The 24,296-nt window shown below is 60.0% G+C and carries 20 protein-coding genes; 12 read left to right on the top strand and 8 right to left on the bottom strand.

Annotation, left to right across the window (positions count from 1 at the left end):
- Positions 1 to 2 precede the first annotated feature (2 nt).
- The 3 genes from P9L99_15335 to P9L99_15345 all read right to left on the bottom strand — a co-directional run bounded on the left by P9L99_15335 (position 3) and on the right by P9L99_15345 (position 2,819).
- A complete protein-coding gene (locus tag P9L99_15335; GenBank protein MDP8224731.1) occupies positions 3 to 746 on the bottom strand; it encodes a DUF1573 domain-containing protein in 744 nt (247 codons plus the stop codon).
- A 130-nt stretch (positions 747 to 876) separates the two neighbouring features.
- Positions 877 to 1,320, bottom strand: a complete 444-nt coding sequence (locus tag P9L99_15340) for a hypothetical protein (GenBank protein MDP8224732.1) — start codon at positions 1,318 to 1,320, stop codon at positions 877 to 879.
- 167 nt (positions 1,321 to 1,487) lie between these two features.
- Complete coding sequence (locus P9L99_15345; protein ID MDP8224733.1) at positions 1,488 to 2,819, bottom strand: FAD-dependent oxidoreductase; 1,332 nt, start codon at positions 2,817 to 2,819, stop codon at positions 1,488 to 1,490.
- A 101-nt stretch (positions 2,820 to 2,920) separates the two neighbouring features.
- On the opposite strand from P9L99_15345, the gene amrB reads away from it, so the two are divergent.
- On the top strand, positions 2,921 to 4,135 hold the full coding sequence (gene amrB / locus P9L99_15350) for an AmmeMemoRadiSam system protein B (protein ID MDP8224734.1): 1,215 nt from the start codon (positions 2,921 to 2,923) through the stop codon (positions 4,133 to 4,135).
- On the opposite strand, the gene glgP is transcribed toward amrB, so the two are convergent.
- The 3 genes from glgP to P9L99_15365 all read right to left on the bottom strand — a co-directional run bounded on the left by glgP (position 4,132) and on the right by P9L99_15365 (position 8,641).
- The gene (gene glgP / locus P9L99_15355) at positions 4,132 to 6,684 is read right to left on the bottom strand and encodes an alpha-glucan family phosphorylase (protein MDP8224735.1); all 2,553 of its coding nucleotides are present in this window, start codon (positions 6,682 to 6,684) and stop codon (positions 4,132 to 4,134) included. The two genes, amrB and glgP, sit on opposite strands and share 4 nt — an antisense overlap.
- A gap of 110 nt (positions 6,685 to 6,794) precedes the next feature.
- Positions 6,795 to 7,802 (bottom strand): NAD(P)-dependent oxidoreductase, encoded by a 1,008-nt coding sequence (locus tag P9L99_15360; protein ID MDP8224736.1) that lies wholly within the window; start codon positions 7,800 to 7,802, stop codon positions 6,795 to 6,797.
- On the bottom strand, positions 7,784 to 8,641 hold the full coding sequence (locus tag P9L99_15365) for a sugar phosphate isomerase/epimerase (GenBank protein MDP8224737.1): 858 nt from the start codon (positions 8,639 to 8,641) through the stop codon (positions 7,784 to 7,786). The genes P9L99_15360 and P9L99_15365 overlap by 19 nt, the downstream gene beginning before the upstream one ends.
- A gap of 110 nt (positions 8,642 to 8,751) precedes the next feature.
- Here P9L99_15365 and ispD point away from each other — a divergent pair, with 110 nt between their 5' ends.
- A complete protein-coding gene (ispD, locus tag P9L99_15370; protein MDP8224738.1) occupies positions 8,752 to 9,453 on the top strand; it encodes a 2-C-methyl-D-erythritol 4-phosphate cytidylyltransferase in 702 nt (233 codons plus the stop codon).
- Positions 9,450 to 9,932 carry a 2-C-methyl-D-erythritol 2,4-cyclodiphosphate synthase gene (ispF, locus tag P9L99_15375; GenBank protein MDP8224739.1) on the top strand — a complete coding sequence of 161 codons (483 nt, stop codon included), beginning with the start codon at positions 9,450 to 9,452 and terminating at the stop codon, positions 9,930 to 9,932. The genes ispD and ispF overlap by 4 nt, the downstream gene beginning before the upstream one ends.
- Here the strand turns inward: ispF and P9L99_15380 are convergent.
- Complete coding sequence (locus P9L99_15380; GenBank protein MDP8224740.1) at positions 9,929 to 11,470, bottom strand: hypothetical protein; 1,542 nt, start codon at positions 11,468 to 11,470, stop codon at positions 9,929 to 9,931. The two genes, ispF and P9L99_15380, sit on opposite strands and share 4 nt — an antisense overlap.
- Before the next feature lie 110 nt (positions 11,471 to 11,580).
- On the opposite strand from P9L99_15380, the gene P9L99_15385 reads away from it, so the two are divergent.
- From P9L99_15385 to P9L99_15400, 4 genes are all read left to right on the top strand, one after another.
- A complete protein-coding gene (locus P9L99_15385) occupies positions 11,581 to 12,270 on the top strand; it encodes an outer membrane beta-barrel protein (GenBank protein ID MDP8224741.1) in 690 nt (229 codons plus the stop codon).
- A 74-nt stretch (positions 12,271 to 12,344) separates the two neighbouring features.
- Positions 12,345 to 14,102, top strand: a complete 1,758-nt coding sequence (locus P9L99_15390) for a hypothetical protein (GenBank protein MDP8224742.1) — start codon at positions 12,345 to 12,347, stop codon at positions 14,100 to 14,102.
- Positions 14,099 to 16,171 (top strand): SGNH/GDSL hydrolase family protein, encoded by a 2,073-nt coding sequence (locus tag P9L99_15395; protein MDP8224743.1) that lies wholly within the window; start codon positions 14,099 to 14,101, stop codon positions 16,169 to 16,171. The genes P9L99_15390 and P9L99_15395 overlap by 4 nt, the downstream gene beginning before the upstream one ends.
- A gap of 54 nt (positions 16,172 to 16,225) precedes the next feature.
- Complete coding sequence (locus tag P9L99_15400) at positions 16,226 to 16,456, top strand: hypothetical protein (protein MDP8224744.1); 231 nt, start codon at positions 16,226 to 16,228, stop codon at positions 16,454 to 16,456.
- Between the two features lie 78 nt (positions 16,457 to 16,534).
- Here the strand turns inward: P9L99_15400 and P9L99_15405 are convergent, their stop codons facing one another.
- Positions 16,535 to 17,203, bottom strand: coding sequence for a CAP domain-containing protein (locus tag P9L99_15405; GenBank protein ID MDP8224745.1), 669 nt, complete (start codon positions 17,201 to 17,203; stop codon positions 16,535 to 16,537).
- 445 nt (positions 17,204 to 17,648) lie between these two features.
- On the opposite strand from P9L99_15405, the gene P9L99_15410 reads away from it, so the two are divergent.
- The 5 genes from P9L99_15410 to topA all read left to right on the top strand — a co-directional run bounded on the left by P9L99_15410 (position 17,649) and on the right by topA (position 24,293).
- Complete coding sequence (locus tag P9L99_15410) at positions 17,649 to 18,662, top strand: hypothetical protein (protein MDP8224746.1); 1,014 nt, start codon at positions 17,649 to 17,651, stop codon at positions 18,660 to 18,662.
- Positions 18,663 to 18,764: 102 nt separating this feature from the next.
- Positions 18,765 to 19,502, top strand: a complete 738-nt coding sequence (locus P9L99_15415) for a tetratricopeptide repeat protein (protein MDP8224747.1) — start codon at positions 18,765 to 18,767, stop codon at positions 19,500 to 19,502.
- A gap of 14 nt (positions 19,503 to 19,516) precedes the next feature.
- Positions 19,517 to 20,569 carry a LysM peptidoglycan-binding domain-containing protein gene (locus tag P9L99_15420; GenBank protein MDP8224748.1) on the top strand — a complete coding sequence of 351 codons (1,053 nt, stop codon included), beginning with the start codon at positions 19,517 to 19,519 and terminating at the stop codon, positions 20,567 to 20,569.
- Between the two features lie 239 nt (positions 20,570 to 20,808).
- A complete protein-coding gene (gene dprA, locus P9L99_15425; protein MDP8224749.1) occupies positions 20,809 to 21,921 on the top strand; it encodes a DNA-processing protein DprA in 1,113 nt (370 codons plus the stop codon).
- Entirely contained in the window at positions 21,918 to 24,293 is a 2,376-nt protein-coding gene (gene topA / locus P9L99_15430) for a type I DNA topoisomerase (GenBank protein MDP8224750.1), read from the top strand. Before dprA ends, topA begins: the two co-directional genes overlap by 4 nt.
- Positions 24,294 to 24,296: the final 3 nt, after the last annotated feature.

Below are 24,296 nucleotides of genomic sequence, written 5' to 3' on the forward strand. Positions count from 1 at the left end.
GTTCAGCGCGGCGCGAAGCGTCGCCTTTTCGGCGGCGGACTTTCAAAAAAGAAGGGTATTTGCGCGCGGGCAAACGGGTGCTGTGTCGTGATTTGAATCTCGCCGGTGATGCGGACGCCTTTCTTGGCCAGGACCGCTTCCACTTCCAACACCGTCGAATCCCCCGCCTCCAGAGAAATCGGCAACGCCGCTTGCGGGAAGTGCGCCTGAACATGCGGGCAGGCCGGAAACACGGTTGCCGAGGTCAGTTCAAGCGGCTGGTCGGAGGTGTTCACGATCCTCACGCGCTCTACGTGGCGACCCTCGATTTTCTTGGCCACAAGTCGCCGCGGTTCGCAAACCAGATACGTGCGCACGACACCCTCGAGCGTCAGTCGCACTCGTTGCCGGTAGGGATCGTTGGTGTGCACGATGACCGCTTTGGACTGCGGCCCCCAGAGGGACTTGGTATCCAGTTCCACCCGTAAGATTCTCTGCTGCCGCGGCCCGATGCGCTCACCTTCCAGACGCGTCGATGTGCAACCACAGGTGTTTTCCACGCGCACGATGTTGATGGGGTAGGGGGCGGGGTTGTATATCGTGAACTGCGTCTGAATCGTCTCGCCTTGAAACACTTCGCCGAAATGGTACCGCCCGGTTTTCTCCGGAACGAATATCGCATCCGGCGGCGCGGCCGAAGGCATCACCGACGCGCAACCGGTTAACACAAGAAGGGCGAGAAGCCCAAACCAAAAACAGCGATTCATTTCATCATCGTGGCAAAAACTGTGAGCTCCGACAAGTAGCGGGGTTTGAAAAACGAACGACGTCTTCATTTTTCCTAAGAAAAAAGGCGACCTCCGGGGGCCACCTTTAGTACATCCGTTGAAACGATGATTAGATATCGATTTCTTCCACGTCCAGGCCGATTCCCGCCGCCGCTGCTTTCAGCGCTTCTTCACCGGTCTCGACCCGCTTGAAAAAGCTTTCGGTCTTTTTGACGTTGGCCGGGTTGAAGGGGTCGATGCCGATTTTGCCCATCATCATCGACATCATCGCGCTGCGCGGGCCGCCGTTAAGGCCGTCAAGCATAAAGCCCAGCATCGTGTTGATGCCGCCCTGTTTCAGCGTAAAGGTGACCGCAGCGTCGGATTCTTTGTGGCCTTCGCCGCACTCGATCGTGCCGTCGGCGTTGAATTGCATGAACCAATCAGGCCGCGGTACGCGGTCGCCATCCACATCCGTCACCAAATTAAAAATGACGAGGTCGCCTTCCGCGTTCTTGGAAAGCTTCGGCAGAACCTCCATCAATTTGGCCATCGGGACTTCGCTCAATTTCATAGGATAATCCTCCTGTCGTGCGCAATGCGCGGTTTCTATTTTCGTCAGCAAACAATACGTTTGCGCATATCCGCCTGGAGAAGCGTAGGGATTATAACGACTGCACCCGAGAAGGGCAAGCAGTGAATGAATGGCCATTCATTATTTCCTGGCGGTCCGCCGGGGGGTTATAGGGGGCCGGGCGTCAACTTTTCGGCGAGCTGTAAACCCATGGCAATTGAATGGTCCATGTTGTTGTACCAGAAGGTGCCCGTGCGGCCGGCGAGACTCAAATTGGCGACCCGCGCCATGCGATCTCGCAGAGCGGCAAGTTTTTCGTCATAACCGATATCATAAATAGGATAGGACTCGCGCACCTTTTCGATGTGTACTGCCACCACGTCCTGCCGGCCGGTGATCAAATCCACACGGATCAAGTCGTCGAGAACCTGATCTTGGAACGCTTCGGGATGATCCCAAGCCTCCGGCGGTGAGGATACTTCGACGCAGAGCCCGCTGCGGCCGCCGGCGATAATATCCGGGTCGAAGGCTTCGGGCCGACTTACTCGGGAAAAAACGAGATCCTGCGAGCCGAAGTAGCACCACTGAAATTCAGGCCCATGGTGCTTCGTGGTCACGACGTTGAAGCACACGAGGTTGAGGAAATGCAGGTCGGGTTTCGTTTCGCCGGCCATGTCGAGCAGCGCGGTGGGCGAAGCCGTCCACACGACGTGCTTGGGCTGCCACGTCCGTCCTCCGGCGCGTACTTCGGTGATCCGCTCGTCGTTCAAAACGACGCCGTCCGCCGGGGTGCCCAACAAAACATCGCCGCCCGCCGCCACGATACGGTCACGCAGCTTCTTCGCGAAAACATCGATTCCGCCGCGCGGATAGCGGAACTGAATCTCTGCACCCTTGGGCCGGACGAACAAACTCTTGATCAATTCGAACAAGGTGTTGATCTTCAGCCGCTCGTCGATGATGGCCCGGTCGATGCCCGTTCTCGCCCAATCGGCGTGAGTTTCGCTCGGCGTGATGCCGAGGAATTTCGTCGAGTAGTCGCGGAAAAACGCACGGTACAAAGTGCGTCCGTACATGTTCAGGATGTAGTCTTCGAAGCTGCTCGGGCGGCGTTTGCGGTACAGGCGAAACAGCAGGTCGAGAACGACGCCAACGATCAAGCGCGGCGGCAACCGCAGCAAGTGCAGCGTCGGGTGAATCGGCCAGCGGTAGTAGTGCCGGAAGAAATACACGAGGCTGGTCCGCGGTATGTGCAAGACATCGTCGCCGAGGACTTCGTCGAGGAAGCGCAGCACCGTCTCGTCGGTCGTGTGAAAGCGGTGGGGGCCGATATCGAAATTGCCTTCCGGATAATGGAAGGTGCGCGCCAGGCCGCCCAGTTGGTCTTCGCGTTCGATCACCGTCACGCGCGACCCGGCGGCGGCAAGCCGGTCGGCAACCGTCAAACCGCAAACCCCGGCGCCGACAATCAGAAAATCGGGTTGATGGTGTTCCGGCAAAAAATCCTCCCATTTGCTATGCCAGTAGTTAACTTTGTACCGATGCGCTTGGCAAGCAAGGATACAACATTCGCCGCGCGTAAAAAAAGAAAGGACATCGCATGAAGCTCGAGGATTCGTTGCCCAAAATGCGCGCTGTCGAAATCGTGCCGCTGCACGAGGGACGGGAGGAAAGTTTCCTGCTGCGGGACCCGCTGCAATTGTCCGACGAGGCGCTCACGGTATCCCACTCGGTGCTTTTCTGTTTGCAGTTCTTCGACGGCACCTTGCAGGTCGCAGCACTGGCCGCCGCATGGAAGGAAGCCGCCGACGGCAACGAATTGCCTTTGGGACAAGTCAAGAAGATCGTCAACGAACTCGATCGCGTATTCCTACTGGACAACGAACGCAGTTACGAAAAGCTTCTGAAAATCAAAACCGAATTCCTACGCGAACCCCTCCGTGCGTATCGCTTCTCGGACGGCGGCTTCCTGGATGACTGTTACCGCGCGGCGTTGTTACCGTCGCCCAGCCAAATCCCCAACGAGAGAAACGATCTGGGTGTGCTCGTGGCTCCGCACATCGATTACGAGCGCGGCGCGTCGGCCTGGGGCTTGGCGTACAGCACGGCGAAACAACGCTTTGGCGGTGACGTGGTGATCGTGCTGGGCGTGAACCACCAACCGCATGCGACCGCGGCGACACTCACGCGCAAAGATTTCGACACGCCGTTCGGCACTGTAAAAGCCGATGGCGAGCTGGTCGATGAAATCGCCGCCGCCCTTCCTTTCGACGCCTTTGAAGATGAATTCTGCCACCGTGACGAACACAGCATCGAACTGGCCGCCACCGCCCTCAAGCACGCGTACGGCGACGCCTGCCCGCGGATCGTACCCATTCTTTGCGGCAGCTTCGAAGAGTTCGTCGTGCGGCAAACGTCGCCCGTCGAAACGGAAGCCGTGGTGGCGGTGCAGGAGGCTTTGCTTGCCGTGGTCGAACGTCTCGGCGAGCGCGTGTTGCTGCTGGCCAGTGTGGATCTGGCCCACATCGGGCCGCAATTCGGTTGGGCGAAGCCGATCGAAGAAACGCAGATGCGCGAGTCGCTCGACCGCGACCGGGAGTTGCTGAACAAGGTGAACGAAGGCGATGCGGAAGCGTTTTTCGAAATGCTGGTGGCCGAGGGCAACCGCCGCAACGTGTGCGGCACCGCCCCCTTGTATCACGCCTTGAGCGTGCGGCCCGGGTCCGGCTCGATGGGAGACGCCAGCCTGCATTACTGGCGCGCCGACGATGACACCGGCGCCGTGAGCTTCGGCGTAGCCGGACGCTTGCGTTAGGACCAGGTCACCGACCACAAATCGAAGTGCGTCACCAGATCCGGGTGCGACGGCAAAACCCGCGCGCTGAACCCGTGCCGGCCGGAGGCCTTACACGGAATGTCGGTCGCGTAGCGGAAACTGCCGTTTTGCTGATCTTCGCTATGGGTTAGATCGATGGTTTCACCGTTGATGATCACGCCCTTGTCGTCCAGCGGCCCCACGTAGACCTGCACGACCACGTCCTCGGGTTGCAGGTGTCCGAGGACGACCTGCACCGCGATACCGAAACGATCGCCTACGGCCAGGACGTCGCCGGCGTTGATTTTGACGTCGGTGATTTTGACTTCTTGCCAGTACTTAAAAAGCTTTGTTTTCCACGCCGCGAGATCCTTGGCTCGGCGGTAACCATCGGCCGTGAGGCGTTGATAGCGTTCGAATGCGGGTTGATAAAACTCTTCGGTGTAGTTTTGCACCATGCGGTGAGTGTTGAAGTAAGGAACCAACTCCATCATCGATTTCTTCATCATCGCGATCCACCGACGCGGCAGGCGGTCGGCGTCGATGTCGTAGAAAGTCGGCACGATTTCGTTTTCGAGCAGGTTGTAGAGCGCGTTGGCTTCGATGTGGTCCTGCTCGGCGAAGTCGTCGTAGTCCTCGCCGGCGCCGATGGCCCAGCCGACTTCGGGTTGGTAAGCCTCGTCCCACCAACCGTCGAGCACCGACACGTTCAGCGCCGCGTTCGCCGCGGCTTTCATGCCGGAGGTGCCGCTTGCCTCCAGCGGGCGCCGCGGGCTGTTCAACCATACGTCCACGCCCTGCACCAGATAACGCGCGACGGAGATGTCGTAGTTTTCCAGAAACACCAGGCGACGCCGCACGTGCGATTCGCGCGCGAAATGGACCAACTGCTTAATGAGTTCCTTGCCGTGCACGTCCTTCGGGTGCGCCTTGCCGGCGAAAATGAATTGAATCGGACGCTCGGAGTGAAGCAGGAGGCGACGCAGGCGGTCCGGGTTTCGCAAGATCAACGTCGCGCGTTTGTAGGTGGCGAAGCGCCGCGCGAAACCGATGGTCAGGATGTTGGGATTCAGCACTTCTTTGGCTTCGTCCAGTTCGCTGCGGCTCGCGCCCCGCTTGAGCAAGTGCTGCTGCAGACAGCGCCGCGCGAAACCCACAAGACGCTCGCGACGACGAATGTGCACGCGCCAGATCTCCTCGTCCGGGATCTGCGCGATGCGACGCCACACGGCTTCGTTTTCCGGATCCTCGTGCCACTCGCTGCCCAGGTAGGTGTCGAGCAAATCCACCATCTCGCGGCTGAGCCACGTTCGCAAATGCACACCGTTGGTGATGGCATGGATGGGAATCTCATGAACCGGCACGCCTTCCCATTGGTTCTTCCACATTTCCCGCGTTACGACGGCGTGCAGTTTGGAGACGCCGTTGATGAAACTGGCGTGCTTGCCCGCCAGCAGGGCCATGTTGAAGCCTTCTTCGTTGTTGTTCGGGTCCAGGCGTCCCAAGGCCAGAAAGGCTTTTTTCGACAAGCCGACGCGCGCCGGATAATCGCGCAGGTATTTTTCCATCAACTCCGGCCCGAAAATATCAAACCCGGCCGGTACGGGGGTATGGGTCGTAAACACGTTGGCCGAGCCGATCGCCTCGCGGGCTTCGGAAAACTCCAGGTCGGAGCTTTCCGTGAGTTGCCGAATGCGTTCCAGGGTTAGAAACGCGCTGTGGCCTTCGTTCATGTGGCAGATGGTCGGATAGATATCCATGGCGTGCAGCGCGCGAATTCCACCGATGCCCAGCACGACTTCCTGCTGGATGCGCATTTCCTGATCGCCGCCGTATAGGGTGTCGGTGATCTTGCGGTCATCGGGGTGATTTTCGTCGCAATTGGTGTCGAGTAGATACAGCGTTACGCGGCCCACCAGCACCCGCCAAAGCTGCACTTGTACCGTGCGGTGCGGGAACCAAATCGGCACTTTCACACGCTGGCCTTCGGCGTCGAAGACCGGTTTCATCGGCAGATTGAAAAAGTCGTTGGTCGGATACTGCTCCTGCTGCCACCCGTCGACGTTCAGGTACTGCCGGAAGTACCCCTGTTGGTAGGCCAGACCGACCGCGACCAGCGGCAAGCCGAGATCCGAGGCGCTCTTGAGGGTATCACCGGCCAAAACGCCTAGGCCACCGGAATAAACGGGCAGGCTTTCCGAAAGGCCGAATTCCATCGAGAAATAGGCGAAGCGATTGCCGTTGGCGCCGTACTTTTTCTGGTACCATCCTTTGCTGTTCAGGTAGACCTGCAGCGCCACGTACACGCGGTTCAAATGAGCCAGAAAGCCGTCGTCGTTCGCCAATTCTTCCAGGCGGGCCTGACTGACGCGGCCCAGCATCAACACCGGGTTATGGTTCAAGTCCTCCCATAAATCCCGATCGACACGTCGGAAAAGCACAATGGCATCGTGATGCCACGTCCACCATAAGTTGTAGGCGATTTCGAGCAGCGAAGAAATTTTGTCCGGCAGTTTCGGTACGATTTCGTACTTGTAAATGGTCGGCATCGAATCCTCGCTATGTTCAGTTGTATAACATTACTGTGAGCACGGTAACCATTACAGTCCAGGATATCGAGTGGTTACTCTGCTAAAAAGCTTGGCGCGAAAAAACGGCCTCACTGTTCTCCGGCATGGTCGCGATACCATGCCGCCGCCTCCAGAAAGGCCTGCAGGGTGTCGTATTTAGGCCGAAAACCAAGCTCAGCCAGTGCCCGACCCGTACTGTAGCACGTATGTTCAAGCGCGCTACGGGCGAATTCCGGTAGAATAAAAGGATCGCCGATCCACGTCGTTACCGCGTTGATTACCGGCAACGCCAGGCGCGGCAGGGGAATGGGCACGCTGTGGCTATCGAGCGCATCGGTCACCGCGTCGAAAATCTCGGCGACGGTCGCCGCTCCGGCCCCGGCCACGTTGTACGTCCGACCCGACGCCTGCGGCCGCGTCAGGGCGCGTTCGATGGCGTCGACGGCGTCGCGCCGATGGACGCAATGTTTCAACGTGCTGCCCGATTGAGTAAGCGGGATCGGCAGATGTCGCAGTGCCAAGCGGAACAAACGGTTGACCATCGCGATGTTCGCCGGAAAACGACCGAGAATCGTGGCGAAGCGTAAGACCACCACTTCCAGGTCGCCGCTCCGGTGCAGCTCGTTCAGCACGTATTCCGCTTCCAGTTTGGATCGCCCATACGGCCCGTTGGGTGCCGGCGGGGTCGCTTCGGTGCACGGACACTCGCGGGGCGGCGGGCCGTAAACACTCTCGCCGCTGGCGTAGAGGAATCGGCCAACACCGGCGTCCCGCGCCATCAGCGCCAGCCGCCGTGTCCCTTCCAGATTGACGTGGAACATCTGCTTGTCGTAACCCACCGGGCCGATGCGCGCGATCAAATCACGATTGGGGCGAACCTCCGCCAAGTGCACGATGGCCGTGGCGCCTTCCACGGCTCGTTTCATGACCAGCGGGTTGAACAGGTCGCCGATTACGGTCTCGTGGCCGGCAAACCACGGGCGTACGGTCAGGCCGACCAAGCGTAGGCGTACTCGCTTCGCGGCCAAATGGGCCGTCAACTCGCGTCCCAATCGGCCGCCGGCGGCAGTGATGACGATTAGTTCTCGTTCTGCCACTGCGGCTCCTCCAGCAATTTGACCAAGTGCACGAAACTTTTCTCAACCCACTTGTCCTCTTTGCGCCCGTTCCACAAAGGCAGGTCGACATCCACCGCGCACAAGCCGTCAAATCGATGCCGCGCCAACAAGCGGAAAATCTCCCGAAAATCGATCTGCCCTTCACCGATCGGACGGCCTGCGGTGCGCAAACCCATGCCCACGCGATCCTGCAAAAACACGGTCGCCGCCAACGGGGCGAATTCATCCACCAGCCGGTAGGGATCCTCACCTTGCGCCAACGCCTGACCTGTATTGAGCGCCACTTTCAAGTTGTCACGATCGACACGGCGAACCAGCCACAGCAGTTTCTGGATGCCGACCACACCTTGATTGGCGAAGGTCACGACCAAGTTGGCTTCCGCCGCGCGATCGCAAAACTCCGCCAGGCGCTTGGCCGCCCATCGCATTTGCATGCGTCCGGTGAAACTGAATCCACCATACAAGGGGGCCAGCGAGGGCAGGGGCAGGTAGAATGCGGGTCTCGCCTCGACGGTACGGACTCGCAGGCGGCGGGCCAGTGTCCAAAACGAATTCAGTTCACGACCCACCAGTCGCCACGCCGCGTCCGGCATCGAGAGCGGCACGCCGAAGCCAAGCGTGTACTCGAGCCGAAATTCGCTCTGCAATTGCAGCAGTTTTACGGGGTTAGTCCGCCATGCGGCGGGCAGGGCGAAATATTCCAGCGAGACGCCGACAGCGCCCAGCTCCGCGCCGCGCCGAATCATCGTCTCGTGGTCGAGGCGACCGGCCAGCAGCGAGTTGTGATAGCTCCACCAATCCAGGGCGAGACGAATCATATTCGTTGGTCTCCGAAACACGCGGCCACACGTTACGGAAAAAACGACAGGGGTGCAAACCGGGCAAGATTCTACTATTAAGTAATTAACCATTCTTGCAGGAGGCCGGCATGCTCACTGTGGCGATTGTGGTCGCCGGTGGCCGGGGGCGTCGCATGCGCACCGACCAGGCGAAGCAATACATCGAGCTGGAAGGCAAATCGATTCTCCAACGCTCTCTCGAAGCGGTGGCGGCCGCCGATCTCGTCGACCAGATCATTCTCGTGGTGCCCCGGGGAGACGTCGTGTTCTGCCGCGACACATTGGTCGACCGGGGAAATCTGGACAAGATGGTGCGCGTCGCCATGGGCGGCAAGAACCGGCAGGAATCGGTTGCCAAAGGCTTGGCGGCCATCGAAAAGCTCGGCCTGCTGCCCGATGTCGTCGTCGTGCACGACGGTGTGCGCCCCTTCGTCGATCCCAAGCTCATCGATAAATCGGTGCGCATCGCCGCTAACTTTGGCGGCGCCTTGGTGGCCGTGCCGGTCACAGACACAATCAAGGTCATTACCGACGACGGTTTTATTCGGCAGACTCCGGACCGGCGGTGGCTCTTCAGCGCCCAGACGCCGCAGGCATTCCAGTACCACACGCTGGTCGACGCGCACCGCAAGGCCGAGGCCGACGGTTTCGTGGGCACCGATGATTGCCAGCTTGTCGAGCGCGTGGGCGGGCAGATTGTCATCGTGGAAGGCGATGAACGAAACATCAAGATCACGACGCCGCACGATCTTCTCGTGGCGCGGGCTTTGCTGAAAGGAGTTCGGCGATGACCTACCGCATCGGGCACGGTTACGATGTGCACCGCCTTGTTGCGGGGCGTCTTCTCATCCTCGGCGGCGTGACGATCGACTTCGAAAAAGGATTGCTCGGTCACAGCGACGCCGACGTGCTGACCCACGCGGTAGCCGACGCGGTTCTCGGTGCCGCGGCGCTGGGCGACATCGGCCGCCATTTTCCCGACACCGACCCAGAATACGCCGGGGCCGACAGCCTTGAACTGCTTGCGCGCTGCGTGCGTTTCGCCCGTGAACGGGGCTTCGTCGTCGCAAATGTCGACGCCACGGTGATCGCAGAGAAACCGAAGATCGCGCCCTTCGTCGAGAAGATGCGGGAGAACCTGGCACGCGTGTTGGGAGTCGGCGAGATGTGCGTCAACGTCAAGGCGACAACCGAAGAGGGGCTGGGCATAACCGGGCAGGGCGAAGCGATGGTCGCGCACGCGGTCGTCCTGTTGAAGCTGATCGATTAGGGAGTCGGCTCGGCCCGCCGCTCCATGACCAAAAGGCGCTCGTCGAGATAATCAAGATCGAACAGCGGCTCGGCTCGTTCGGCGATGGCGTGAAGGTTGGCGGCAAACCCCGTCGCCACCAAGTGAGTGTACTGCCCCACCATGTCCGGATCATCCAGATGCCATATGCGGCTTACGTCCGGCAGTCGTGACGGATTGCGCACGGTCACGATGCCCGTACCGAACAGCGCCCGCAGATAGCCGCCGCCGGTGATCACCCGGTGATACGGCAGGTAGCGCAACGGATTGACCGAGTTCGGGTACGAATAGGGGTCGGCCGCCTTCTCCAAATACGACCGGTTCTCTCGAAAATGAAAATGCGAGTCGGCGAGTATCAACATCTTCGCCCGCGGTGGAACCAACTGTTCCAGCACGCGGCGCTCTTGCTGAAGAACGCCGCCCGCCTGAAACCACCATACCGCGTTCCACGCCAGCAGCGCCGCCACCGCAAGCCCCGCCAGGCGAAAACGGCGCGTCGAGAGAGTCGCGGGGCTGGATGTCGATGCGAACAACAGCAGAACCGCCACGAAGATCAGCCGCTGTCCCGGCCGCAGCAGTTCGTAAATACGGGTGGGCGTCAGCAGGCCGATGATAATCAGGGCGACGGCGAGCACGATCACTGGATTGCGGCGGTCGAAGCGGCCCCGCACGGCAGACACCACGATGAACGCGCCGACGGCCAGGATTGCTGCGGCGTTGATCGCCGTGTTGATCCAAGCCGCCCAGGTCGGCGTCAACGGGTAGTAACTCGACGCAATCGCCCACGGGCCGACCTTGTACCACGTGTAGTAAAGGGGATTGTGAAAGGCGTAGTGAAACCAGAACTCGCCCGCTCGTTGCGAAACGTACCACGCCAAACACGCCAAAGACGGCGCAAAGGCCGTGCCGGTCACCAGCAGCCGACGCCCCCGTTGCTTGCCGAAGCACGCGAAAATCAGCACGGCCAAACCGGCGACCGCAAAAGTCAGGAAGTGCGACAGGTAAACCAGAAACACGAGTGCCGCGAGAATCAGCCAGCGCCCGACCGACCACTTGTCCTCAACGCGACGCAGGAAACCGAGCACCAGGAAGAGCAGTGCCAAGCCGATCGTGAAATTGAAGAAACCCATCAAGAAAAAATGGTTGGCCGCGTACACGACCGCCGCCAGTTCAGCCAGCGGGCGCTCCCGGCCTTCGGCGCGTGCGAAATAGGAAAACGCCGTCACGAACAAGATCAAATACAGCGCGTAGGCCAGCGCCGCCGCGGTGAATACCGGCGCCAGCTTCGTCAAACCGGCGATCACCAGGGTCCCGAGCAGGTTCGGGATGGGCTGCAGGTTGACCACAAAATTGTCCGCCCACGGCTGACTTCCGGCGTCGGCGATGATCTGCGCCTGCAGCACCCAGTCCATTTGATCCTGCAGGGGCGCCACGCGCACGAGTAACGGCCACGTTGCCAAAAACAACGTCAGCGCCGCCAACGTGATGTAACGCTCGCGTTTCCGGTGTGCCTCGTTCATGGGCCCCTGCTTAGCGCGTTTGCCGCCAAAAGAAAAGACGAGCCGCAAAAACTTGCGCTATCGCGGGGGCTTGCGGTAGGATGACGGCAACTATCCGCGGGGGAGGTCGTATGCGGCGTACATTGCGCCTTGTCGGAATCGCGTTGATCGTGTTGTGTTGGGTCGGCGCGGCGCAGGCCGCCGAGAAGAAAATCGGCCTGGGCCTCAAGCTCGGCTACCACAACTTTGTGCGCTACAACCCCACCGACGACCCCGATGGCGACGGCGTGCTCGAAGATGGTGAGATCGACCAATCGATCGACGCCGGTGCGTTCGACGGCTTTGCTGTCGAAGGTGATTTTGAGTATCGCTTCCACCCGAATTTCGTACTCGGCGGCGGAGTCCAGTGGTACGGGGCCAATGTGATCGTCGACGGCGTCACCGACGAAAACCGCGTCAAGGGCGACATCGCACTTTCGATCACGGCCCTGACGATTACGCCCAAGATCGTTCTGCCGATCAAATTCGTGAACCTGTATACCGGCGGCGGCTTGGGGCTGTACTGGCGGGTGTTGGGCTCCAGCTATGAATACACCGACCGCTTCGGCAACGACACCTCCGAATCCAACGCCGACAGCCAGGGCACGCTCGGCTACCACGCGATGGTCGGCGCCGAATTCTTCGTACTCAATTGGATCGGTATCGTCCTGGAAGATCGCTTCGCTTTCGTGCACTTCAAGGGGCAGGACCCCAAAACCGACCTGGACGACAACGACGCCGGCGGCAATTCGGTCTTTCTCGGTACGCGCTTCCATTTCTAAGGCTCCGGCTTGTCCGCCGCGCGGCGGGTCGTTACCGTAGCAACCTCATCGTATCTATACCGGAGGAAAGCCACGTGCGAGTTGTGTTTCACTGGGTCGACGAACGATCCGGCCGTTCCCTGCGGCATCCGTTGACGTTCGCGTACATGGCGGCGTTTCTCGAGTACCTCGACTTCGATGCGCAGTGTTCCTACGAGCCGGACGTGGAAGGGCTGTTGGCCGTCAACCCCGATGTCGTCTGCATATTGTGCAATTCGTTTCACTACGCCCGCGCCGTCGAGGCTGCGCGCGAGATCAAGCAACGTCGCCGCGCCAAGTTCGTGCTTTGCGGCCCGCACATATCCAACCGGCCCGAAAGCCTCGATCCGATTTTCGACGTCGGATTGGTCGGCGAACCGGAAGATTCCCTCCACCATGTGCTCAACGTGTTGAAATCAACCGGCGATCTGTCCCCCGAGGACCTGCGCGACGTGCCCGGTGTCGTTTTTCTCGAACACCGCACGCCGGTCGTCACCGATCCGCGCGAACTGATCGACCTGGAAATGGCGATGCCGGTGCCCCGCCGCGACATTCTGCCGCGCTCGCCGTTCCCCGCCGTCGTGGGCGGACGGGGGTCGCCTTTCGAGGACGGCATTCTGGGCGGCTACGTGAACTGGGGGCGCTACCGAGCCTTCACGAACGGTGTCATCGCGCACGAAATCGAGGAACTGGCTGCGGAAAAAAACGCCGCCATATTACTCGACGACCCTTGGCTCACCGCCGACGCGTTGCGGCTGGTCGATCTGGCCGACCTACTCGAAGACAAAGAGGTCCTTGGAACCGTCCAGTTTGAAGCGCACGCCCGCGCCGCCTGGGTTACCGATGAAGTGGGCGAGTTTTGGGTGCGCCTCAACGTCACGCGGGTCGTGCTGGATATGATCGGCGATCTTCGCGATCCTGACGATTTGTACGGTGCGCGCGTCGATCTGGAAACGCTCGAGAACGCCATCGAAGTGTGCGAGCGTTATGAAGCGGCGGTTCACCTGTTTGCCCATGTCGGCGCGCCCGGCGACGACATCGAACGGATTCGCGACTTGTTTGCTTTTCTCACCGAGAAGATTGCCGGCGGCATCCTCGCCTCGGCCCGCGTGGGTTGGCTGCCGCCGCTGCCGGGAACGCGCTTTTGGGACGCCGGTGTCGAATCGGGCGTGGTGCGCGAGCCCCAAACCGACTGGGTGGCGTTCGCCCGACTCGCCGACGAACCCAGCCTGGAACCGAAACTCGCGCCGCACGTGCCGCGCATCAACCTATGGCGCAAGCACCTGCAGCGTCTCGAAAAAGCGTTCCGGCGTCCCTTGGCATTGTTCGTTCGAGACGACGCGGACATGGATATTGAAGTCGACCCTATGGCGTTGCGCTCCATTGTTTTTGTCGTCGAAGAAGAGGGAGTCAGCGAGGTGCTCAGCGACGACGAAGTCAAAATGGTCCGCTTCTCGCTGGCGGCCTTGCGTCGCGACCTGGAAAAAAACGCTGCCGACGACGATACGGCGCTGGTGCTCTTCGCGCCCCGCCCCGAGGAAGTCACGATGGAGGACATCCGCGCTCTGCGCCTCGCGGCTTCGCTCGATGGCGTGAGCATCAGCCGGCCGTCTTCAAAACCCTTTCCGTTGCTACTGTCGGTGCGGGCCGCGCTCGAGTTCGATGTTGATACCTGGCGGGCCTGGCTGGCCGGTGATGAAGCCTCCGTGCCGCCCGCGGCGACGCCCGTGGAGTTCGCGCCTTATCTCCAGTTGCCCGCGGCCGATCTCGACCAACCCGTTCCGGTTTCGGAGAAGCCTCGCGAGGAGGAATGAGCCGACGTCGTAAAACCGTCTTAATTCTCTTGGCCGTTCTGGCGGCTTGGGGCTTTGTGTACGGTTTGACGCAGGACCTTGCCTTGGCGCCGTATCCACTCGCGGCCGGCGAAACGTTGGCGCTGGACACTGCGGGCGCAGCGCTGAAAATCATTCTACGGACAGCGAATCCCGAAGGCCTGCATCTGAAATGCCTCAGCAAGCAGGGCGAGGCGATCTACCGACCCGCGCGTTCGGATTATCCCCTTTTCGCGAACGATCAATACGTCACGCTGGAGGTTCTGCCCAGGGAAAGCGGGATTTTGTTTGCGCTCAACGGCGGGGCGCTGAGCAGGCGAGAGGAGCACGGCCGGCCTGAGCGATGTTATCTGACGGCCGGGCTGGCGGAGGTCGCCGTGCGCGACGTGGGGCGCGCCGCGGATGTGCGGGACAAACGCGTGGCGATGTGGCTGCTTATGCTTGTCGTGGCGGCGGCGTGGTTTTGGATGGAGTCGCGCCTGGTCGGCCGTCTGCAAGTCGATCGCGGCCGGTGGCTGACGAGTCTCGTGCTGAGCGCGCTGGCGGTCGGGTGCTGGCTGTCCCTGGCGGGCGCATGCCTGTGGCTACCTACGCTGCATCCGTTGGCGTTGGCGCTGTTTGCGGCTTCGCGCGTCGCCTTTTGGCTGGTGGCGGGCGGGAGCTTTCGTGAACCGTCGGGCGGCACGCGGCGCTACGTACTTGGCGGCGTCGGCTTACTCGGTTTCGTATTGTGTTGCGGCGCTCTCATAGCATACGCGTCGCCACGAATTGGAATCGCGGCCTTACTGCTTACCGCGGCGTTGGGATTCGACGTGGCGTTCCAACTCGATTGGCGAAAGGGGCGGTGGCTTGCCGCGACGGCCCTGCTACTGGCTCCCTTCGCCGTCATCGCGGTGCTCTCTACCCAGAAACCGCCGGTCGGCCCGTACGCCCTGTGGGGATTACTGCCCGCGGGCGTCGCGCTGCTCGCGGTTCCGTTGGCCGCCAACCGCGATCGGTTGGGTCATTACGGTTGGCTGCGTCTGGCTCACGCCGTTCTATTTCTATTCGTGCTCGACGGCGCGTTGCGTCTTTCCCCCGCGGCCAATTACGTAAAGCCCGCCGGTATCGGGGCGGATTACCAAACGCACGAGGACCTATTCTGGGTGCCCAAGCGGTTTTTCGGCTACGAACAAGATTCCGACGACCGCGGTGACTTTCGCGTGCCGCGGGTACGTTTCCGCGGCGATGAAGATGCGACGCGCCAAAAGCCGCAGGGCACGGCGCGTATCATCGTCACCGGCGGATCCAACGCCTGGGGCGACGGCCAACCGACGCCGGAAACCGCTTTTTCCGCTTTGCTCGAACAAGATTTGCAGGCGAAAACCGGCCGGCAAGTTGAGGTCCTTAACGGCGGCGTCAGGGGATTTCTTGTTTTTCAAGTCATGGTGCTGACCACCGAATACCTGCTGCAGTACAACCCCGATATTTTGATCGTATACGCCGCCCGCAACGACGTCTTGGAGCACAAGGGGCTGCAAACGTATCGGGAATTGTGGCGCCGAAAACAGGCGGGCGAAACCTCCTCGGCGCCGACTATCCAGGGCGTCTTGCGTGGCAGCGCCCTTTACAATGGTCTTACGGCCCTCATTGTGCAGTGGCGCGATGGGGGATTGCGTTGGTACGAACCCGCACGATGGAAGCCCGTCAATCCGCCGGAAGATTTCGCCGCGAATCTGCGCGACATCATTCATGCGGCCAAGAGCCGCGGCTGCCGAGTGGTTCTAGCTTCGGAGTTCTTCGGCGAGCACTTCTTCTACGACATCGAGATGCCCCGGTTGCGTGAACTCCAGCAGAACATGAAGCAGGTAGCCAAGACGGAGAAGGCGCCCTTTTTCGACGCGTGGACGCTTTTCCACGAGACCGGCAAGCCACGTTCCTATTTGATGGCGGACGACCCGGTTCACATCAACGCCGCCGGTCACGCCCTACTGGCCCGCCATTTGGCCGACTATTTGGTGAGCGACCCGAGTACGTCTGGGGTCTTGCTGGCCGCCGAGCCGCTCAAGTAGCAGCAAATTCAAACCGATAACAAGATAAGAGATGAAACAAAAGAAAGGTGCGTCATGGCCTTAACGCAGGCAATCGGCTACGCGGTGCAGGGCATCAAGAGCGCCGAACACCAAGTCGAAAAAGCGGCTCAAAAAATCGCCGGCTTCAGCGGCCCGGACGCCGACGTCCATCTGCCGGAGGATATCGTCAGCATAAAACTGGCCAAGGCGGCGCACCAAGCCAACGTCTCGATGTTGCGCGCTGCGGCGGAAATGGAAAAGGAAACGATCGACATCATCGTTTAGACGAAGGTAGTTGCTCCACTTGCAGATGCAAATAAGGCGGGCTGTTTTGCAGGGCCCGCCTTCCTTGTATGCGCGTGACTAATCTAGCGCCGGACAATATTCGTGCTGATCCGTGCGGATATCGCCATACGCGTACGTGATGAAATCCTGGGTCAGGTAAATGCAGCCGTCGTCGCATTCGTAGATGCCCACGCCGACAAACTTGAAATTCCGTGCCAGGATATTGGAGCGGTGGTTGGGCTCGCATTCCGGCTCGTCCATGAAATCGATTTCGGCTTGCGTGATCACCTGGCTCAACGACATCCCACAAGCCATGTAAATGTTCTCGCCGGCCGCGACAAAACCGAGCCCCGCCGCCTCCATACGATCAAAGGGACTTTCGCCGTCGGGGTTCGCGTGATCGAAAAAGCCGCGTTCACACATATCGCGCGAATGGGCTTCGGCCACTGCGGCCACTGGATCGTCGTAGAATAAGGGCTGGGCGCAGTCGGATTCTTCCGGATGGGCGTAGCGATCTTCATTGAGCAATCGCGCGTGGGTGCATTCAGCCTCGGGACCGTCACAATCCATATCGACGCTGTAGTCGATATCGCACTCTTCGCTGAATAGGCTTCCGTCGCCGCCGCCGTCGTCGTCATCGTCGTCGGTGGAGCCGAACGAATTGGGTGCTTCGGTTTCGTCACTACCGCACGCCACGAAAAAGCCCATGGCCAAAATCGCAATCACGATCAAAACATACAATCTCATTGGCGATCTTTTCCTTTCCACGGTGTCTACGACCGCTGAGCTAAGTTTGCCCGGCTGATTCCCTGTTGTCAAAACAAAAATCTTTGACTTGACACTGCCGCGTTGGGCTTACACCATCGGCCCAATGAAACAACGTCTTGTACACTATATTAGCGCGATTGCGACGCTGTTGAGCCTCATTTTGCTTCCGATTGGAACCTCGATTGCGTCCAAAACTCTGGATCGGACGCCCGATCCGGTCGTCGTTCGCGGCGATTTGCTCGCGTCGGCACACCGAATCGAGATTCGCCGACTCGCGCTGTTAGGTTGTGACAGCGATCGCTGGCGTCCGGTTCCTTTCCAGATCGACGAGCGTTTGCACGACCGATACGTGCTGCAATCGGGGCCGGAAGCCGAGGCGGATATCGATTGGGGTCGATTCGACGCCGACGACGAAATCGCCTTCATGGTCGCCGATACCGGCCCGCGCTGCACCGGCCTACCGTTTCCAAAAGATGTTGAAAACATTCAAGAAATTGAAGTACAGGACCCCGTTGACGGGAGCAGGGCGTATGTATACCTGGCGGTGTATCCCGACACAGCCCCGCGGTCCGGGACCGACTATGTGACCTACAACGTCGAGAAAAATCTAATTGAAACAACGGATTACACCATCGGCTACCATGCCGAGGCGCCCATCAGCATTAGCCGACTGGCGGTGCCGCGCCGAGCTGGTGGGAGCGGACAGAGCGTCGCCGATCGCCAAAAGATCCGCGCTCGCGCCGTAACTGTATGGAATATATTGACAATATCCAAGAACGAGAACGATTTTCGTGCGGAAATCCTTGCCTATACCGATGGCCCGGTGCGGGTCGTCAGGCGGACCCGAAACTGGGTGAGGTTGTTCGGACGGGTCCCGAGCCCCAGCGTGGAGCTAACCAGCGTTTACTGGAAGACCGGAATGCAATTTCCTTTGAAAATTCGGGTACCTTTCAGGGTCCCCCGGTTTTTCGAGGAGGCTGGTTTGCGGGTTTATGTCGATACCCCTCCGGATGTTCCCGGGCGCAAGTTCTACAATGCCCACAACCGGCAGGGGATGCTCATCGACGGTCGCATGAGCGAAGCCGAGCGCCATGTCGACACCACACCGTCGGATTGGCAGGTCGTCGCCGGAACGCGGCCCGAGCATCGGGAAGGTTGGTTTTCGCGGCAGGTCATGATCGATGCGCCGCAGTCGGTTTCGATGCCGCTGTACTATCTGGACGATGCGTCAACGCCGGACGAACCGGAGCGTTATCCGGGTTGTTTCGGCTGTTTGGGTTTCGAATTGGACGGGCTCGACGAGTTGGAAAAAGGCGACTACACCATTCTCGTGCAGATGTTTCCGCTGCTTTCGTACCGTCCGGGCGATGAAAAGGCATTCCTAGACATTTACGACCGACCGCTCGTGGTGCGAACAAAAGTTCTTGCGAAACCTTAGAATTTTATAAATAATTGCTCGTAAGTAGGGTAAATTCGCTTGACAGCCTCCGGGCCTGAGCGATACGATTGCAGCGACTAAAGTAGGGATTCGTATACACGTATGGGCAAACAGAGGTGGACCATATTCGTGATCAGTCTGGGCATCCTCGCGCTGGTGGGGTGTGCGACGACTGAGAAGAACGCCAAAAAAAGGGTGGATGAACTGAGTGCCCAGGTCACCGAATTGCAGGCGACGCTTGCCGATATGAACCTCCGCATGGAGGAAATGAGCAGTTCGATGTTCGTTCTGCGGGAAGGCACGCGCAACAATCGCGAGGCGATCAACAAGATGCGTGAAGACATGCAAACCCCTACGGTCTACATCGATCGGCCGCAGGTCACCGCCGACGCCGGAAATCCCTCGCTCGATACGAATCCGGAACCTATGTCCCCGCTGCCCCTGCCGACCGGCTCGGGTCAGCCCGACGCCGACGATCGCGCCGCTTTTGAAAGTGCTATGCGCCAAGTAAAACAGCAGAATTGGGGCTTGGCGATTTACGATCTCAATGCTTTTGTGACACAGTATCCGCAAAGCGCGTATATTCCTCAGGCACGCTATGCACTGGGCCAGACGTATCGCAACCTCGGCGAGTTTACGCAGGCGGTTCGCGAATACGAACGATGCCTGGCTGCGGGCGAAGTCGCCGGGCCGTACGCGCCGCGGGCGCTATATTGGATGGTGGTTTGCTTTGGGCAACTGGGACAGACCGCCAAGGGCAACGAGGCGCAACAGCGTCTTTTGCAACAGTATCCGGATTCCCCCGAGGCGAAAAAGATCAAGCTCGATTCGCCTCGTTGAAGGAGGTTTGATTCATGAATCATCGTCGTACCCTGCTGCTGACCGGCATCGTGCTGTTGGTCCTTTTGACCGCCGGCCTGGCTTGGTCGCAAACCGACAAGAAGGTCACCGCGGCCCAGAAACCGGTTGGCGTGATGCAGAAGGTGGAGATCGTGGACTACAAGGTTGTGTCCGGCGATACCCTGTGGGATCTGTCACAGCAGTTCTACAGCGATCCGTGGGCGTGGCCGTTGATTTGGGAAATGAACCCCCAAGTCGCCGATCCACACTGGATTTACCCGGGCCAGAATCTCAAGGTCAAGCTCGAACGCGGTGTGACGTTGTTCGGCGAGGTCAGGCCGCCCGAACGCGATTTGTTCGAACCGCCTGCTATGGGCGTGTTCGACTTGACCTTCGTGTACGGCACGCGCGTGAACAAGATCGACATGATCAGCGAGGAATCGATCGACGGTGCGGGCGAGATCATCGACCACATCGACGGTCAAATCCTATTGGGCGAACTGCATGAGATTTCGTTCCGGATGAAGAAAAGCGCGAACGTGCAGCTCGGCGATGTGTTCACCGTGTTCCGCGTCCAGAAAAAGGTGAACCACCCCGGCGGCATGGGCAACGTGGGATACATGATCAATCTGCTCGGTGAACTCGAGACCGTCGATGCCACGACGCTGCCCAACGGCAAAGTCGTCTATACCGGCAAAATCATCGACGCCACCTCCGAAATTATCGTGAGCGACCGTTTGATCGCCATGCCGCGTGATGACGTTCGCATCAAACTCAAAATGACCGACCTGGAAATGACCGGCACCATCGTGCACGGACCGCCGGACAACGACATGTTGCTGGGACCGATGAAGATGGCCTTCGTCGACCTCGGCTTGAAAAACGGCCTGAAGGTCGGTAACAGCTTCTCGATTTGGCGGGCCAGCAAAGACAAGCAAGAACTGCCGTCCTACAAAATCGGCAACGCCATCGTCACGCGGGTTGACAATAAAACCGCGACGGTGCTCATCACGAACGCGACCAGAGATGTTCACATCGGCGACACCGTGATCAGCGACGTCGAGTAAAAAGCTACCCATACCGGGCTGACCCGCGGGTCAGCCGTTGGAATGCCGGTAAGCGCCTCGGGCCTTGCCGGCATTCGTCGTTAATCGCCCGTCGCGACGGCGCGTAGAACAGGCAACCGCTCTTTTTCGGCAACTCGGCTTGCGATGGAAAACGAGTGGTTATCGTTCCGGAAAATACGGGGACCTTGACAGAGCCCGCGAGACGGTGTTTTTCTTACGCCCCAATCGCGGGAGGCAAGATGCCCCGGTATTACGTGGCACTGACGTGCGTCCCAGGTATCGGCCCGATGGCAGCGGCGAGTGTCCTGGCTGCTTTCCCCGGACCGCAGGACGCCTTTGAAGCGGGCGTGGCGCTTTTGCGCACTTCGGGCTTGTCCGAGGCGCGAACCCGCGCCATGGCTGGGTTCAACGATTGGGACGCGGTGGACCGCATTCTGGAGGACGCCGAACGAGCGGGACAGGAGATCGTGACGATAGCCGATCCCCGCTATCCCGGCGCGTTGCGCATGATGGACGGTGCACCGCCGGTGCTCTTTGTAAGAGGAAGCCTGGAGGATACGACTCAACTGGCGGCCACCATCGTCGGCACGCGCCACCCCACGCCTTACGGGGAGAAGGTGGCCGAGCGCTTGGGCGCCGCGTTGGCTCGTGCCGGAATTTGCACCGTCAGCGGCGGGGCGCGCGGGATTGACGGATTGGCCCACCGCGGTGCGTTGGCGGCCGGCGGAAAAACCGTCGTGGTCTGCGGGGCGGGGCTGGACGTTCCTTATCCGCCGGAACATGCGTCCTTGTTCGAGCAAGTCGTTGCCGCGGGCGGAACCCTGCTTAGCGAGTTGCTGCCGGGCACGCGACCGACGCGGGGGACGTTTCCGCGGCGGAATCGCCTGTTGGCCGGATTGGGGCGAGCGGTGGTAGTTGTGGAAGCGGGCGACAAAAGCGGCGCGCTTATCACCGCGCGGTACGCCATGGAGCAGAATAAAACGGTGATCGCCGTGCCGGGACAGATCGATCGAGCCCAAAGCAAGGGCACGAACCGGTTGATTCGAGACGGCGCGAAACCGTTGCTGGATATCGTGGATGTGGTGGAGGAGGTGTTGGGAGAGTACCAGCGCCGGGGACGAGCGGAGGACGAGGCCCTGCAGAGCTTCGCACCGCGGGTTCCGCCGCCACCGGGCGATGCCGGAAGTGTTTGGGATTCGTTGGTTCTCGAACCGGCGGATACCGACGAGCTGGTGGAGAAAACGGGAATGGACGCGGCGCGGGTTAACGCGGCGCTTGTCGAATTGGAATTGATGGGCCGGGTCAAACGCCGTCCCGGCAATCGATATTATGCGAACCTGGAGGATCAATGACGCAATCGCTGGTCATCGTAGAGTCACCGAGTAAAGCCAAAACGATCAGTAAATATCTGGGTGCGGGGTACGTCGTGCGCGCCTCGGTCGGTCACGTATGCGACTTGCCGCCCAAGGAACTGGGAGTGGACGTCGACCACGGCTTCGCGCCCAAATACGTTACGATCAAAGGGAAAGAAAAAGTGCTGACCGAATTGCGTAAAGCCGCCAAAGCGGCCGACCGCGTTCTGCTGGCCCCCGACCCCGACCGCGAAGGGGAAGCCATCGCTTGGCACATCGCGCAATCGCTGGGGGTCAAGGGCAAGCCGGTGCAACGCGTCAGCTTTAACGAAATTACCAAACGGGCGGTTTTGGCTGCCTTGGACAATCCGCAGGAACTGGATGAAGACAAGTTCAACAGCCAACAGGCGCGGCGCATTCTCGACCGATTAGTGGGCTACAAGCTCTCGCCTCTGTTGTGGAAAAAGGTCAAGCGGGGGCTCTCGGCCGGGCGCGTGCAATCGGTAGCCGTACGCTTGGTGGTGGAGCGCGAAGAGGAAATCGAGAAGTTTGCTCCGCAGGAATACTGGGAGATTTTCGTCGATTTGGCCGCGGGAGAACCGCCCGTGTTCACGGCGAAACTCACGACCAAGGGCGGCAAGAAACTCGCGATCAACGACGGTGAAACGGCGCAGGCGATTCTCGATGAGCTGAAGCGCGGGTCGTACGTCGTGGCGAAAGTGGCCCGCCGAACGCAGAAAAAACGGCCGCTGCCGCCATTCATCACCAGCACGTTGCAGCAGGCCGGTAGCCGGCGCCTTCGCCTGACCCCGGCCAACGTGATGCGGGTTGCGCAGGAACTGTATGAAGGCATCGAGGTCGGCGGCGACGGACCGCAAGGCTTGATTACCTATATGCGTACCGATTCGGTGCGCGTGGCCGGCGAGGCGCAGGCCGCGGCGCTGGGGTATGTCGAGCGCACCTACGGCAAGGACTTTTTGCCGGAAAAACCGAATGTTTATCGCAGTCGCAAGGGAGCGCAGGAGGCGCACGAGGCGATCCGCCCGACAAGCTTGGATCTGCCGCCCGAGAAACTCAAAAGCCGCCTGACGCCACGGCAATTCAAGATTTACGAATTGATTTGGAAGCGGTTTATCGCCAGCCAGATGGCCCCGGCCGAGTACGCCGTCACGACGATCAACATCGAGAACGGTCCCTACGGATTGGTGGTCGGCGAACACCGCGAAATCTTCGCCGGGCACTTTGCGGCGATGCGTGACGACGACGAAAACGGTCGCAACGGTGATGCCGATGAGGACGGCCCGGAAGCGAAATTGCCGTCCTTGGAGCAGTCTCAGCAATTGCGGGAGGAAAAAGTAGAATCGCAGCAAAAATTTACCCAACCGCAGTCGCGCTTCACCGAAGCGACTTTGATCCGCGAACTCGAGGAAAAAGGCATCGGCCGGCCGTCGACCTACGCCGCGATTTTGTCGACGATTCTCGACAAGGAATACGTCGAGCGCGTCAAGGCGACGAAAAAGGAAACCGCCGATCAGCCGGCGGGCGCCAAGAAAACACGCGGCGGTTTGCGGCCGACGGATCTGGGCCGTGCGGTCACCAAGCTGCTGGTCGCCTCGTTCCCGGACATCTTGAACGTCAGCTTCACCGCCCGCATGGAAGACCAACTCGACGACGTCGAAACCGGCAAGGTGGAATGGCAGTCGTTGCTGCAGGATTTCTGGACGGCCTTCACCGTGGACTTGGAAAAAGCCGAACAGGAAATGAAGAACCTCAAGCGCGAAGGGGAGAAGACCGGGATTTCCTGCCCGACCTGCGACGAGGGCGAACTGCTGATCAAATACGGCCGTAACGGGGCGTTTCTGGGTTGTTCGAAGTTTCCCGAATGCCGGCATACCGCCAACTTCAAGCGCGACGATGACGGCAATATTGTGATCGTGGAACGAGAGCAAATGCAGCGCGCGGAACCGATTCCTTCCGACAAAATCTGTCCGAAATGCGGCGGCCCCATGGTCATGAAATTCAGCCGCAAAGGCAGCCGTTTCTATTCGTGCGAAAAGTATCCGAAATGCAAAGGAACGCTGGCGTTCGAAACCGGCGTGGCGTGTCCGCGAGAAGGCTGCGAGGGACAAATCGTCGAACGAACCGGCCCGCGAGGCGTCTTCTGGGGATGCAACGCGTATCCGAAATGCCGCATGACCTTCCGCCACGAGCCGGTGTCCAAAGAGTGCCCCGAGTGCAGCAGCCCTTACTTGCTGCGGCAAAAACGGGACGGCCAGTCGTACCTCGTGTGCCCGGTGAAAGATTGCGACTTCGCCGAAGCGGAAACTGTTCCCGATTCCGAAACGGAAGGCGAAAACGCCACGGAGGCGTGAACC

It is taken from the genome of Candidatus Lernaella stagnicola (assembly GCA_030765525.1).
GTDB classification, from domain to species: domain Bacteria; phylum Lernaellota; class Lernaellaia; order Lernaellales; family Lernaellaceae; genus Lernaella; species Lernaella stagnicola.

What these genes read in the sequence shown, in the direction of transcription:
- P9L99_15335 (MDP8224731.1), bottom strand. Translation starts at nt 746, where the DNA reads ATGAATCGCTGTTTTTGGTTTGGGCTTCTCGCCCTTCTTGTGTTAACC.
- P9L99_15340 (MDP8224732.1), bottom strand. Translation starts at nt 1,320, where the DNA reads ATGAAATTGAGCGAAGTCCCGATGGCCAAATTGATGGAGGTTCTGCCG.
- amrB (MDP8224734.1), top strand. Translation starts at nt 2,921, where the DNA reads ATGAAGCTCGAGGATTCGTTGCCCAAAATGCGCGCTGTCGAAATCGTG.
- glgP (MDP8224735.1), bottom strand. Translation starts at nt 6,684, where the DNA reads ATGCCGACCATTTACAAGTACGAAATCGTACCGAAACTGCCGGACAAA.
- P9L99_15365 (MDP8224737.1), bottom strand. Translation starts at nt 8,641, where the DNA reads ATGATTCGTCTCGCCCTGGATTGGTGGAGCTATCACAACTCGCTGCTG.
- ispD (MDP8224738.1), top strand. Translation starts at nt 8,752, where the DNA reads ATGCTCACTGTGGCGATTGTGGTCGCCGGTGGCCGGGGGCGTCGCATG.
- ispF (MDP8224739.1), top strand. Translation starts at nt 9,450, where the DNA reads ATGACCTACCGCATCGGGCACGGTTACGATGTGCACCGCCTTGTTGCG.
- P9L99_15380 (MDP8224740.1), bottom strand. Translation starts at nt 11,470, where the DNA reads ATGAACGAGGCACACCGGAAACGCGAGCGTTACATCACGTTGGCGGCG.
- P9L99_15385 (MDP8224741.1), top strand. Translation starts at nt 11,581, where the DNA reads ATGCGGCGTACATTGCGCCTTGTCGGAATCGCGTTGATCGTGTTGTGT.
- P9L99_15395 (MDP8224743.1), top strand. Translation starts at nt 14,099, where the DNA reads ATGAGCCGACGTCGTAAAACCGTCTTAATTCTCTTGGCCGTTCTGGCG.
- P9L99_15400 (MDP8224744.1), top strand. Translation starts at nt 16,226, where the DNA reads ATGGCCTTAACGCAGGCAATCGGCTACGCGGTGCAGGGCATCAAGAGC.
- P9L99_15405 (MDP8224745.1), bottom strand. Translation starts at nt 17,203, where the DNA reads ATGAGATTGTATGTTTTGATCGTGATTGCGATTTTGGCCATGGGCTTT.
- P9L99_15410 (MDP8224746.1), top strand. Translation starts at nt 17,649, where the DNA reads ATGGTCGCCGATACCGGCCCGCGCTGCACCGGCCTACCGTTTCCAAAA.
- P9L99_15415 (MDP8224747.1), top strand. Translation starts at nt 18,765, where the DNA reads ATGGGCAAACAGAGGTGGACCATATTCGTGATCAGTCTGGGCATCCTC.
- P9L99_15420 (MDP8224748.1), top strand. Translation starts at nt 19,517, where the DNA reads ATGAATCATCGTCGTACCCTGCTGCTGACCGGCATCGTGCTGTTGGTC.
- dprA (MDP8224749.1), top strand. Translation starts at nt 20,809, where the DNA reads ATGCCCCGGTATTACGTGGCACTGACGTGCGTCCCAGGTATCGGCCCG.
- topA (MDP8224750.1), top strand. Translation starts at nt 21,918, where the DNA reads ATGACGCAATCGCTGGTCATCGTAGAGTCACCGAGTAAAGCCAAAACG.